The sequence below is a fragment of the Citrobacter sp. Cb023 genome (assembly GCF_030336805.1).
Taxonomy (GTDB): Bacteria; Pseudomonadota; Gammaproteobacteria; order Enterobacterales; family Enterobacteriaceae; genus Citrobacter; species Citrobacter braakii.
On record NZ_JAOWCV010000040.1, the window covers coordinates 54,925 to 68,286 of the forward strand.

General features: G+C 54.3%; 7 protein-coding genes. 3 read left to right on the forward strand and 4 right to left on the reverse strand.

The window, feature by feature from the left end:
• Window positions 1–468: an N-acetylneuraminate anomerase gene (gene nanQ, locus OGW44_RS21180; protein WP_016154699.1), complete on the forward strand. Its 468-nt coding sequence runs from the start codon at window positions 1–3 to the stop codon at window positions 466–468.
• 60 nt (window positions 469–528) lie between these two features.
• Here nanQ and OGW44_RS21185 read toward each other — a convergent pair whose 3' ends face one another.
• From OGW44_RS21185 to gltB, 4 genes are all read right to left on the reverse strand, one after another.
• Entirely contained in the window at window positions 529–1,809 is a 1,281-nt protein-coding gene (locus OGW44_RS21185) for a cytosine deaminase (protein WP_185654414.1), read from the reverse strand.
• A complete protein-coding gene (gene codB, locus OGW44_RS21190) occupies window positions 1,799–3,049 on the reverse strand; it encodes a cytosine permease (RefSeq protein WP_016154697.1) in 1,251 nt (416 codons plus the stop codon). Before codB ends, OGW44_RS21185 begins: the two co-directional genes overlap by 11 nt.
• A gap of 185 nt (window positions 3,050–3,234) precedes the next feature.
• The gene (locus OGW44_RS21195; protein ID WP_016154696.1) at window positions 3,235–4,653 is read right to left on the reverse strand and encodes a glutamate synthase small subunit; all 1,419 of its coding nucleotides are present in this window, start codon (window positions 4,651–4,653) and stop codon (window positions 3,235–3,237) included.
• Window positions 4,654–4,665: 12 nt separating this feature from the next.
• Complete coding sequence (gene gltB, locus OGW44_RS21200) at window positions 4,666–9,126, reverse strand: glutamate synthase large subunit (RefSeq protein WP_049040924.1); 4,461 nt, start codon at window positions 9,124–9,126, stop codon at window positions 4,666–4,668.
• A gap of 684 nt (window positions 9,127–9,810) precedes the next feature.
• Here gltB and mnmL point away from each other — a divergent pair.
• Together mnmL and arcB are read left to right on the forward strand one after the other, a co-directional pair.
• Complete coding sequence (gene mnmL, locus OGW44_RS21205) at window positions 9,811–10,740, forward strand: tRNA modification radical SAM protein MnmL/YtqA (RefSeq protein ID WP_137352392.1); 930 nt, start codon at window positions 9,811–9,813, stop codon at window positions 10,738–10,740.
• Between the two features lie 167 nt (window positions 10,741–10,907).
• Window positions 10,908–13,244: an aerobic respiration two-component sensor histidine kinase ArcB gene (gene arcB / locus OGW44_RS21210; RefSeq protein ID WP_185654415.1), complete on the forward strand. Its 2,337-nt coding sequence runs from the start codon at window positions 10,908–10,910 to the stop codon at window positions 13,242–13,244.
• Window positions 13,245–13,362 lie beyond the last annotated feature (118 nt).

Sequence of the window (13,362 nt, forward strand, 5' to 3'; positions counted from 1 at the left end):
ATGATGTCAGATGAGTTGCGTTCATTGCCTTCTGCCGGATTACATCCGGTTTTGCAGCAGGCGTTAACGCTGGCTGTTGCGGCGAATCCGCAGGAGAAAACGCCAGGGCGCTACGAGTTGCAGGGCGATAATATTTTTATGAATGTTATGCAATTTGCAACGCAGAGCCCAGAGCAAAAGAAAGCGGAACTGCACAGGGAATACATTGATATTCAGGTGCTGTTATCCGGTGAAGAACGCATTCTGTTCGGGATGACTGATTCTGCTCGTCAGTGCGAAGAGATGCACGTTGAGGATGATTATCAGCTGTGTAGCCAGATTGCCGATGAGCAGGCGATGGTACTGAAGCCGGGAAGATTTGTGATTTTTATGCCGGGCGAGCCGCATAAGCCGGGCTGCGTGGTACAGGCTCCGATGGACATCAAAAAGGTGGTGATCAAGGTGCGCGCCAGTTTATTACACACCTGACGATGAGAGTGACGGTGTCGGATGGCAAGGCTTGCGCCATCCGACACCGGATATTACAACCTAGCGCTTAAACGTCACCGCTTCCGGCTGCGTCAGATGCAGCGTCGTTTGGCTCGGCACAGTCTCGGCAATGATTCGCCCGTGACGAATGGAATAACGTGCAGGCGTCTGGCGACGAACCGCGTCAAACCCATTCTCTGCCGGTAAAATCACCAGGTTCGCGGAATTCCCCACGCTCAGACCGTAGTCCTGCAGGTGCAGGGTTTTCGCGCTGTGGGTGGTGATCAGATTCAGGCCATCGTTAATTTGTCCGTATCCCATCAGCTGACACACATGTAACCCCATGTGCAGTACCTGCAGCATATTCCCGGTGCCTAGCGGATACCACGGATCGAAGACGTCATCATGGCCGAAGCAGACGTTGATCTCCGCCTCCAGCATCTCTTTGACGCGTGTAACGCCGCGGCGTTTAGGATACGTGTCAAAGCGCCCTTGCAGGTGAATATTCACCAGTGGATTCGCGACAAAGTTAATGCCGGACATTTTCAACAGGCGGAAAAGACGGGAAGCATACGCGCCGTTATAGGAGTGCATTGCCGTAGTATGGCTGGCGGTCACGCGCTCGCCCATATTGTCGCGATGGGCCAGCGCCGCGACGGTTTCAACAAAGCGTGATTGCTCATCGTCAATTTCGTCACAGTGCACGTCGATAAGTCTGTCGTATTTTTGCGCGAGGGCGAAAATTTTGTGCAACGACTCCACGCCATATTCACGCGTAAATTCAAAGTGGGGGATAGCGCCAATGACGTCGGCCCCCAAACGCACGGCTTCCTCTAATAACGCTTCACCGTTGGGATAAGAAAGAATGCCCTCTTGCGGGAACGCGACAATCTGTAGCTCTACCCACGGAGCGACTTCTTGCTTCACCTCCAGCATGGCTTTCAGCGCGGTCAGCGTTGGGTCGGAAACGTCAACGTGAGTGCGGACATACTGGATGCCGTTGGCCATCTGCCACTTAAGAGTCTGCATGGCGCGCGCTTTCACGTCATCGTGAGTGAGCATTGCCTTACGTTCGGCCCAGCGCTCAATGCCTTCAAATAACGTACCAGACTGGTTCCAGCTCGGCTCCCCCGCGGTTTGCGTGGTATCCAGGTGGATATGTGGCTCTACGAACGGTGGGATTGCCAGGCCACCTTCGGCATCAAGCACTTCACCCTGTGGCAACGTAGCGGCGTCCTGAGCCTCAATTCGGCTGAAGCGTCCGTTTTCAACCGTGAGCTGCCACAATCCTTCGCGTCCCTGTAAACGCGCCTGACGAATGGTGATGTTATTATTCTGCATGGCTGACCTCTGGTGATTTAGCAAGGCTGCGATTGAAAAGTGGGTTCAGCAGGATATAGCTGAATACGCCGCCGAGTACGGCGTTGACGGGCACGATACCGGGAATATAGTGACCGGCGGCAATGCCCAGTGCAACGGACAGGATAGCTATCCAGTTTACGGAAATAAATTGTGCTTTGCTGAAGTCGGCATATCGGCGATGGTTCAGCAGATAGTCGGCGATAATCACTCCACCAATTGGAGGAATCGCTGCCGACAAAAATGTCAGCCAACCGACAAAGTTATTGTAAAGCCACAGTGCGCACAGTGTGCCGATAATACCGTTAGCCACCGACAACGAACGGCTGGAAAGGCCGGTAATATTGGCAAATCCCAAACCTGAAGCGTAGAGCGCATTGTCGTTGGTGGTCCAGATATTCAGGCCAAGAACCACAATTGCGGGCAGCAGCAGGCCCTGAGCAATCATTACGTCAGAGATGTCCGCCTGTCCAACAGCGGCGGCACCCGCAGCGCCGAAGATAAACATCAACGAGTTGCCAAGGAAAAATGCCACCATGGCAATCAGTACCGCACCTTTGGCGTTGCGGCCAAAGCGGACAAAGTCGGCGGTTAACGTGCCTGCGCTGATAAATGAGCCGACCACCAGCGCCAGTGCGGTGGAGAAATTCAGCGGTGTCTGCGGCACTATCGCTTTTAAATGGTCTAAACCGCCGACATCGCTCACCGCCAGCCAGACGGAGTAGCTGCCAAGAACGACGATGGCAGGTACGGCGATGATAGATAAAACGGTCAGCGCCGAGATGCCAAAAAAGATAGTCAGGGTCATCAACAGACCGGAAACCGCAATCAGAACATTGACGTCAATCCCCGTCGCTTTGCCAACCGGGATAGCAAACATGGCCACACCAACGCCAAACCAGCCTACCTGTGTACCGCCTAAGAGCAGTGAGGGAAGCCATGAACCTTTCAAACCAAATGAGTAACGTGCCAGAAGGTGGGTTGAGAGCCCTGTTTTTGCGCCGATAAAACCGAGAAATGCAGTGTAAATACCGAGGAGAAGATTACCGAAGAGAACTGCCAGGAAGAAATCATTATAGGAAAGACCGGTACCGAGTGTGCCACCGGTCCACATACTGGCGGAAAAAAATGTGAGTCCCAACATGACAAACGTTAGTGGAATCACGCCCTTCCGCGCCGCCAGAGGGACGGGGCCCTGGCTATAATTGTTGTCCTGCGACACAACGCCTCCATGAATTTTGCCCAAAAAATCCGCCGCATAATATACAGTTCTCAGAATAAAGCAAACGTTTCCGTATGTTTTTTTAGTTCTCTTTCACGGTGTTGATAGAGGGGAGGGGGCAGGGGTATTGCAAGGAATCTGGCATCTCATCAGCGTTTGAAGATGAGATGCCAGAGGACGCTTACTTACACTTCCAGGTAGTTCAGGATACCGTCTGCCGCTTTACGACCTTCGGCAATCGCGGTGACTACAAGATCCGAACCACGCACGATGTCGCCACCAGCGAAGATTTTTGGGTTGCTGGTCTGGAAGGCGTTATCGCTGCGTTCCGGAGCAATAATACGGCCCTGAGAATCCAGCTCGACGCTGTGCTCTTTCAGCCACTCCATACTGTGCGGGCGGAAGCCAAACGCCAGTACCACCGCATCAGCTGGAACAACGTGCTCGGAACCGGCGACGATCTCCGCGCGGCGACGCCCCTTCGCATCCGGTTCGCCCATTTCGGTGCGCGCCATTTTCACGCCGCACACTTTACCGTTGGCATTCACTTCTACGCCTAAAGGCTGGACGTTGAACTGGAACTCGACGCCTTCTTCACGCGCGTTTTTCACCTCGCGTTTGGAACCCGGCATGTTCTCTTCGTCGCGGCGATAGGCGCAGATTACGTGTGCCGCGTTCTGGCGAACCGAGGTCCGCACGCAGTCCATCGCGGTATCGCCACCGCCGAGAACAACGACGCGTTTGCCTTCCATGCTGATGTACGGCTCATCACTGCTTTCGCCAAATCCCATCAACTGTTTGGTATTGGCGATCAGGAACGGCAGGGCATCAAATACGCCGGAAGCGTCTTCGTTTTCCAGCCCACCGCGCATCGACTGATAGGTACCTACACCAAGGAACACGGCATCGTAATCCTTCAGCAGATCGTTAAGCTGCACGTCGCGGCCCACTTCCACGTTTAGTTTGAACTCAATGCCCATACCAGTGAAGATTTCACGGCGACGGGTCATGACCTCTTTCTCCAGCTTGAACGCCGGGATCCCGAAGGTCAGCAGACCGCCGATTTCCGGGTGGCGGTCAAATACCACCGCCTTCACGCCGTTGCGGGTCAGCACATCAGCACAGGCCAGGCCCGCCGGACCTGCACCGATGATCGCCACGCGCTTGTCCGTCTGGCGAACGCCAGTCATATCCGGACGCCAGCCCATCTCGAACGCTTTATCGTTGATATAGCGCTCGATGTTGCCGATAGTTACCGCACCGAACTCATCGTTTAGCGTGCAGGATCCTTCACAAAGACGATCCTGCGGGCACACTCGGCCACAGACTTCCGGCAGAGTGTTAGTCTGGTGCGACAGTTCTGCCGCTTCAAAAATACGTCCCTCATTCGCCAGCTTAAGCCAGTTCGGGATGTAGTTATGTACCGGGCACTTCCACTCGCAGTACGGGTTGCCGCAGGAAAGACAGCGATCTGCCTGTGCTTTGGCCTGGCCTTCGGAAAACGGCTCGTAGATCTCGATAAATTCGATCTTACGGATCTTCAGCGGTTTCTTCGGTGGATCAACGCGCTGCAGGTCGATAAATTGGTATACGTTCTGACTCATTGCTGCTACCCCTTACTGCGCCTGCACACGCAGCTCTGCTGCGCTACGACTACGGTGACCCAACAGTGCTTTCACATCACTGGATTTCGGTTTTACCAGCGCGAATTTCGCCGAGAATGCTGGCCAGTTCGCCAGGATCTCTTCGCCGTGTGAAGAACCGGTATGTTGTACGTGCTCGGTAATCAGGCCGCGCAGGTGTTCCTCATGAATAGCCAGCGAGTCCACGCTCAGTACTTCTACCAGTTCCGGGTTCACGCGTTTGCGGAATTCACCGTCTTCGTCGAGCACGTAGGCGAATCCGCCGGTCATGCCCGCACCGAAGTTGACGCCGGTTTTGCCGAGAATACACACGATGCCGCCGGTCATATATTCACAGCCGTTGTCGCCAATACCTTCAACCACGGTAATAGCGCCGGAGTTACGCACCGCAAAACGCTCACCCGCACGACCCGCAGCAAACAGGCGGCCACCGGTAGCACCATACAGGCAGGTGTTACCAATGATGCTCGCCTCATGGCTACGGAAAGCAGAGCCAACCGGAGGGCGCACTGCCAGCAGGCCGCCCGCCATGCCTTTACCGACATAGTCGTTGGCATCGCCTGTCAGATACAGCTCCACGCCGCCCGCATTCCACACGCCGAAGCTCTGGCCTGCGGTACCGCTGAAGTGCGCTTTAATCGGGTCAGATGCCAGCCCCTGATCGCCATGCGTCTGAGCGATATAGCCCGACAGCGATGCGCCGACGGAACGGTCGGTGTTGCGTATATCGAACCAGAAGGTTTTGCTCTGGCGCTCGTCGACAAACGGTTTCGCCTGCTGTAACAGCTGGGCGTTCAGCACGCCGTTATCAAACGGCGGATTGTTTTCAGTGCAATGCAGCGCTTTACCTGGATGCGGTTCAGCGGTTTCCAGCAGACGAGACAGCTCCAGTTTCTGCTGCTTGGCGGTAAAACCTTCCAGCTCTTTGAGCAGGTCGGTACGACCAATCAGATCCACCAGACGTTTCACGCCCAGTTGCGCCATCAGCTCGCGGGTTTCGCGGGCGATAAATTCAAAGTAGTTAGTCACTTTGAACGGCAGGCCGTGATAGTGGTTCTTACGCAGTTTGTCATCCTGAGTTGCCACGCCGGTTGCGCAGTTGTTCAGATGGCAAATACGCAGGTATTTACAGCCCAGCGCGACCATGGGGCCGGTGCCGAAACCGAAGCTTTCTGCACCCAAAATTGCCGCTTTAATGATATCGACGCCGGTTTTCAGACCGCCATCGACCTGCAGACGGATCTTGTGACGCAGACCGTTAGCCACCAGCGCCTGCTGGGTTTCCACCAGACCGAGTTCCCACGGGCAGCCCGCATACTTCACGGATGAGAGCGGACTTGCACCGGTACCGCCATCGTAGCCGGCAATGGTAATCAGATCCGCATAGGCTTTCGCCACGCCGGTCGCAATAGTGCCGACGCCCGGTTCGGAAACCAGCTTCACCGAGATCATCGCTTTCGGGTTAACCTGTTTCAGGTCGAAAATCAGCTGCGCTAAGTCCTCGATAGAGTAGATATCGTGGTGCGGCGGCGGGGAGATCAGCGTCACGCCCGGCACCGAATAACGCAGTTTGGCGATGTACGGGGTGACTTTATCACCCGGTAACTGACCGCCTTCGCCCGGCTTCGCGCCTTGAGCGACTTTAATCTGAATGACATCAGCATTGACCAGGTACGCTGGGGTTACGCCAAAGCGACCGGAAGCCACCTGCTTAATGCGCGACACCTTGTTAGTGCCGTAGCGTGCCGGATCTTCGCCGCCTTCACCGGAGTTCGAGTTACCGCCGATGCTGTTCATGGCTTCGGCCAGCGCCTCGTGTGCTTCCGGGCTTAATGCCCCGATAGACATCGCTGCGGTATCAAAGCGTTTAAACAGTTCGGTTGCGGGTTCTACTTCGCTAATGCTTACGGCTTCATCGCCAGGTGTAATCGCCAGCAGATCGCGCAGCGTGGCCGCCGGACGCTCATTGACCAGCTTTGCATATTCCTGATAGTCGCTGTACTCGCCGCTTTGTACTGCCTGTTGCAGCGTGCGCACCACGTCCGGGTTGTAGGCGTGGTATTCGCCGCCGTGGACGTACTTCAGCAAACCGCCCTGGCTGATAGGCTTACGCGCCAGCCAGGCATGTTTGGAGAGGTTCAGCAGATCCTGCTGGAAGTCGGTAAAACCCGCGCCGCTGATGCGACTGACCACGCCCTGGAAGCATAAAGCCACAACATCATCGTGCAGACCAACGGCTTCAAACAGCTTCGAGCAGCGGTAAGAGGCGATGGTCGAGATGCCCATTTTGGACATGATTTTGTACAGACCCTTGTTGATGCCGTTACGGTAGTTCAGCATCACGGTCCGGTAATCTTTGGCAATCGCTTGAGTGTCGATCAGACGTCCCAGCGTTTCATACGCCAGATACGGATAAATGGCCGTCGCGCCAAAACCGAGCAGAACGGCAAAATGGTGCGGGTCACGGGCGCTGGCGGTTTCAACGATGATGTTGGCATCGCAACGCAGGCTTTGTTCTACCAGACGTGTTTGTACTGCGCCAACGGCCATCGGTGCCGGAACCGGCAAGCGGTTTTTTGCGATATTACGGTCAGAGAGCACCAGCAGCACCGTGCCGTTACGCACCATCTGTTCAGCCTTATCGCACAATGCTTTGACGGTCTCTTCGAGCGTGGTTTCAGTCACGTCGAAGGTGATATCCAGTCGGTCAGCGCGATAATGCTCCTCTTTCATGGTGGTGAGCTGGGTGAAATCGGAGTACAGCAGGATCGGCGACTTAAAGCTCAGACGGTGCGCCTGACCTTCGGCTTCGCAGAAGACGTTCATCTCACGACCGATGCTGGTGGCCAGCGACATGACGTGCGCTTCACGCAGCGGGTCGATCGGCGGGTTGGTGACCTGGGCAAACTGCTGGCGGAAGTAGTCATAAATGATGCGCGGCTGGCTGGAGAGCACGGCAAACGGGGTATCATCACCCATTGAACCGACCGCTTCCTGACCATTTTCACCGAGCACGCGGATAACGGAATCCAGCTCTTCAGCGCTGTAGTTAAACTGTTTCTGGTAGCTGGCGAGGGTGTCATCGTCCAGTTCACGGCTGCCGACCTGATCGTCAGCCAGGTCTTCGAAAGGCACCAGACGGCGGACGTTCTTCTCCATCCACTCTTTGTAGGGGTGGCGGCTTTTCAGATCGTCATCGGTTTCAGCCGAATGCAGAATGCGCCCGCTGCGGGTATCGATAACCATCAACTCCCCAGGGCCGACGCGACCTTTCTCAACCACTTCATCCGGCTGATAATCCCAGATCCCGACTTCAGAAGCGCAGGTAATCAGCTTGTCTTTGGTGATGACGTAGCGCGCCGGACGCAGGCCGTTGCGGTCAAGGTTACAGGCGGCAAAGCGACCGTCGGACATAACGATACCCGCCGGACCATCCCACGGCTCCATGTGCATGGAGTTAAAGTCGAAGAACGCGCGCAGCTCCGGGTCCATATCCGGGTTGTTCTGCCAGGCCGGCGGCACCAGTAAACGCATGGCGCGGATGATATCCATCCCGCCAGCCAGCAGCAGTTCCAGCATGTTATCCATTGAGCTGGAGTCGGAGCCGGTTTCGTTAACGAACGGTGCGGCGTCGTGCAGATCAGGGATCAGCGGCGTCTGGAATTTATAGGTACGGGCGCGCGCCCACTGGCGGTTGCCGGTGATGGTGTTGATTTCACCATTGTGCGCCAGGTAGCGAAACGGTTGCGCCAGCGGCCAGCGTGGTACGGTGTTGGTGGAGAAGCGCTGGTGGAACAGGCAGATGGCCGATTCCAGACGCAGGTCCGCCAGGTCCAGGTAAAAGCGCGGCAGATCCGCCGGCATACACAGACCTTTATAGATATTGACCAGGTTCGACAAGCTACAGACGTAGAAGTCTTTATCTTCCTGGAGGCGTTTTTCGATACGACGGCGCGCGATGAACAGGCGACGCTCCATATCACGCGGACGCCAGCCCGCAGGGGCATTAACAAAAATTTGCTCGATACGAGGCAGGGAGGAGAGCGCAATTTCACCGAGAACACCTTCGTTAGTCGGCACGTCGCGCCAGCCGACAATCGACAGGGTCTCCTGCTGTAATTCTTCTTCTACAATGCGACGAGAAGCCGCTGCCAGCTCAGCGTCTTTATTTAAAAAGATCATGCCGACGGCGTAGTTTTTGGCTAAACGCCAGCCGCGCTCTTGCGCTACGATGCGGAAAAAGCGGTCAGGTTTTTGTAACAGCAGGCCGCAACCATCGCCGGTTTTTCCATCGGCAAGAATTGCGCCACGGTGCTGCATGCGGGCCAGTGCGTGTATGGCGGTACGCACTACCTTGTGGCTAGGTTCGCCTTCTATGTGGGCGATCAGGCCGAAACCACAGTTATCCCTCTCAAGGGATTTATCGTACAACATATCAGTGAACCTCCCCAGGCTCTGCGGGATTCCCATCTGGACCGTTGCGCACGGGCACACCAAGAGCATGGCGACGGGGTTTGCGTGTCATACGCTTACCTCGCATTCGCCCTCTTTATCCTTTTCGCACAGGTCAAACAAGTTTGAGGACTTGCTTCAGAGGGAATCTCAATTACTGCATAAATATGATGAGCAGACTGCTCATCCAGAAAGCTTCCAGCGGATTTCCAAGTTATCGGGAATCCACACACAGGTCAAATGGCAATCTTATTTATGCAAAAATGTGCTATTGGGCAATTAACTTTATGAAAATATTGAAATAAAAGGGTTTTATACATTGATATAACCTGAGGAGGATGCCCTGGGAAGTGTGATCTGTCTCACTGTAAGAGAGGCCGGATATCTCTCGTCCTCCCTTTGTTTATCGATATACTTGGCATTTTATGCTGGTTTTTAGAGTTTTGGCGTCTTAAAGATACTGTTTTTACGCTGAGAGTATAAGAAGATAAAAAAAACAGCTGGATATAAGGAAAAGTAATTATATTTTGAGTGAATGAAATTTCGATTATTTTGATTTGTTATGCAATAAATAAAGGCTCGCCAGGGCGATTGATCCAGGTCATCGCCGACTGGGGCAAAAAATGGCAGGCTTTGGCCTCTTTTCAAGGCGCGGTCTACCAGATTATGCAGTTACAGAAATTAGTCAATATGTTTGGTGGGGATCTTTCTCGCCGTTATGGGCAAAAGGTTCATAAACTCACGCTGCACGGCGGCTTTAGCTGTCCAAACCGTGATGGCACCATCGGACGCGGCGGATGTACTTTCTGTAATGTCGCCTCGTTTGCCGATGAAGCACAGCAGCACCATTCAATTGCCGAGCAGCTTGAGCATCAGGCGCAGTTGGTCAATCGCGCCAGACGCTATCTGGCCTATTTCCAGGCTTATACCAGCACCTTCGCGGAAGTACAGGTGCTGCGTTCGATGTATCAACAGGCGGTCAGCCAGGCCAACATCGTCGGGTTATGCGTTGGGACCCGTCCCGACTGCGTGCCGGATGCGGTACTCGATCTGCTTTGTGAGTATAAAGACCTCGGCTATGAGGTATGGCTGGAGCTCGGTCTGCAAACTGCGCATGACAAAACTCTGCACCGGATTAACCGCGGCCATGATTTTGCCTGCTATCAGAACACCACGCGGCTGGCGCGCGAGCGCGGGCTGAAAGTGTGCTCACACCTGATTGTTGGCCTGCCGGGAGAAGGACAGGCAGACTGTCTGCAAACCATGGAACGAGTGGTGGAGACGGGCGTTGACGGTATTAAGCTGCATCCGCTGCATATTGTGAAAGGCAGTACGATGGCAAAGGCCTGGGAAGCCGGACGTCTGCACGGAATTGAACTGGATGACTACACGGTTACCGCCGGGGAGATGATCCGCCATACGCCGCCAGAGGTGATTTATCATCGAATCTCTGCCAGCGCGCGTCGCCCAATGCTGTTGGCTCCGCTATGGTGTGAAAACCGCTGGACCGGGATGGTCGAACTAGATCGCTATCTCAATGCACATGGTGTTCAAGGCTCTGCGCTTGGCACTCCGTGGATTCAGCCTGGGAGCTAACCATCCGGCAATCTGCGCCTGCTTGCCTGATGACGCTACGCTTATCAGGCCCACGTTGAATCTCTCCTCGGTCATTTCACCGATAACCTCCGCATTTCTTGCACAATCTTCAACGTCACGCTGAGAATTGAGTATTATTGTGCCAAGTTGTCGTGAAGGAACCCTCTATGAAGCAAATCCGTATGCTGGCGCAATATTACGTCGACCTGATGATGAAATTGGGTCTGGTGCGCTTTTCGCTGTTATTGGCGCTGGCGCTGGTCGTGTTGGCGATTGTGGTGCAGATGGCTGTCACCATGGTGCTGCATGGCCAGGTAGAAAGCATTGATGTTATCCGCTCTATCTTTTTTGGTCTGTTAATTACCCCCTGGGCCGTCTATTTTCTGTCAGTGGTGGTGGAGCAACTGGAAGAGTCCCGGCAACGCTTGTCACGACTGGTACAAAAGCTGGAAGAGATGCGCGAGCGCGATCTCAAGCTCAATGTGCAGTTGAAAGATAATATTGCCCAGCTTAATCAGGAAATTGTTGAGCGCGAAAAAGCCGAAGCGGAGCGCCAGGATACGTTCGAGCAGTTGAAGGTTGAAATCAAAGAGCGCGAAGAAGCGCAGATTCAGCTTGAGCAGCAGTCTTCCTTTTTACGCTCTTTCCTTGATGCCTCGCCGGATCTGGTTTTTTATCGTAATGAAGATAAAGAATTTTCCGGCTGTAACCGTGCCATGGAACTGCTGACCGGCAAGAGCGAAAAGCAGTTGGTGAATTTAAAACCGGCTGATGTTTACTCCCCTGAGGCGGCAGAAAAGGTCATTGAAACCGACGAGAAGGTGTTCCGTCATAACGTCTCACTCACCTACGAACAGTGGCTGGACTATCCGGACGGGCGCAAAGCCTGCTTTGAAATTCGCAAAGTGCCTTACTATGACCGCGTAGGTAAGCGGCATGGTCTGATGGGTTTTGGGCGCGATATTACCGAGCGTAAGCGTTATCAGGACGCGTTAGAGCGTGCCAGCCGCGATAAGACCACCTTCATTTCTACCATCAGCCACGAACTGCGCACTCCGCTTAACGGCATTGTCGGCTTAAGCCGGATCCTGCTGGATACGGATCTGACCGCTGAGCAGGAAAAATACCTGAAAACAATCCACGTCTCTGCCGTGACGCTGGGGAATATTTTCAACGATATTATCGACATGGATAAGATGGAGCGACGTAAAGTTCAGCTCGATAACCAGCCGATCGATTTCACCAGCTTTATGGCGGATCTGGAAAACCTCTCTGGCCTGCAGGCGCAGCAAAAAGGGCTGCGTTTTGTGCTTGAGCCGACGTTACCACTGCCGCATAAGGTCATTACCGACGGCACGCGTTTGCGCCAGATTCTGTGGAATCTGATCAGCAACGCCGTGAAGTTTACCCAGCAGGGGCAGGTAACCGTGCGGGCGCGCTATGACCAGGGGAATATACTGCATTTCGAAGTTGAAGATTCCGGGATCGGTATTCCGCAGGATGAGCAAGATAAAATCTTCGCCATGTATTATCAGGTTAAGGACAGCAATGGCGGCAAACCGGCAACGGGAACCGGGATTGGACTGGCCGTATCGAAGCGTCTGGCGAAAAACATGGGCGGTGATATTACGGTCTCCAGCCAGGCTAGCAAAGGCTCCATCTTTACGCTGACCGTGCATGCGCCTGCGGTAGCGGAAGAGATTGAAGACGCCTTTGAAGACGACGACATGCCGCTGCCAGCCCTGAATGTGCTGCTGGTGGAAGATATCGAACTGAACGTTATTGTCGCGCGTTCAGTGCTGGAAAAACTGGGCAACAGCGTGGATGTCGCCATGACCGGGAAAGCCGCGCTGGAAATGTTCACGCCGGGCGAGTATGACCTGGTGCTGCTGGATATTCAGCTACCGGATATGACCGGTCTGGATATCTCGCGCGAGCTGACGCAAAAATACGCCCGTGAGGACCTGCCGCCGCTGGTTGCGCTTACCGCCAACGTTCTGAAAGATAAAAAAGAGTATCTGGACGCGGGAATGGACGACGTGCTGAGTAAGCCGCTGTCGGTTCCGGCGTTAACCGCCATGATCAAAAAATACTGGGATACCCGAAACAAAGAGGAGAGCACTGTGACATCTGAAGAGAGCAGTAAATCGCAAGCGCTGTTAGATATTCCTATGTTGGAACAATACCTCGAGCTGGTGGGACCGAAGTTAATAACCGACGGGCTGGCGGTGTTTGAGAAGATGATGCCGGGATATTTGAGCGTGCTGGAGTCCAATCTGACCGCACGGGATAAAAAAGGCGTTGTTGAGGAAGGCCATAAAATTAAAGGCGCGGCAGGTTCCGTGGGGCTGCGCCACCTGCAACAGTTAGGTCAGCAAATCCAGTCGCCAGATCTTCCAGCCTGGGAAGATAATGTTGCTGAATGGATTGAAGAGATGAAGCAGGAGTGGCAGCACGACGTGGCGGTATTGAAGGCCTGGGTGGCGAGCGTGGAAAAAAAATGACCCCGGCTTGACCGGGGTGCGCGAATACTGCGCCAACACCAGGGAAATCGTGGCTGCGCCGTAAATTATTATCATTGTTTACAAGGGCGCAGCCCTAATTTTCAGGCCGCACGCAGTT

Coding starts and splice junctions, on each gene's coding strand:
- nanQ (WP_016154699.1), top strand. CDS start 1: ATGATGTCAGATGAGTTGCGTTCATTGCCTTCTGCCGGATTACATCCG.
- OGW44_RS21185 (WP_185654414.1), bottom strand. CDS start 1,809: ATGCAGAATAATAACATCACCATTCGTCAGGCGCGTTTACAGGGACGC.
- OGW44_RS21195 (WP_016154696.1), bottom strand. CDS start 4,653: ATGAGTCAGAACGTATACCAATTTATCGACCTGCAGCGCGTTGATCCA.
- gltB (WP_049040924.1), bottom strand. CDS start 9,126: ATGTTGTACGATAAATCCCTTGAGAGGGATAACTGTGGTTTCGGCCTG.
- mnmL (WP_137352392.1), top strand. CDS start 9,811: ATGCAGTTACAGAAATTAGTCAATATGTTTGGTGGGGATCTTTCTCGC.
- arcB (WP_185654415.1), top strand. CDS start 10,908: ATGAAGCAAATCCGTATGCTGGCGCAATATTACGTCGACCTGATGATG.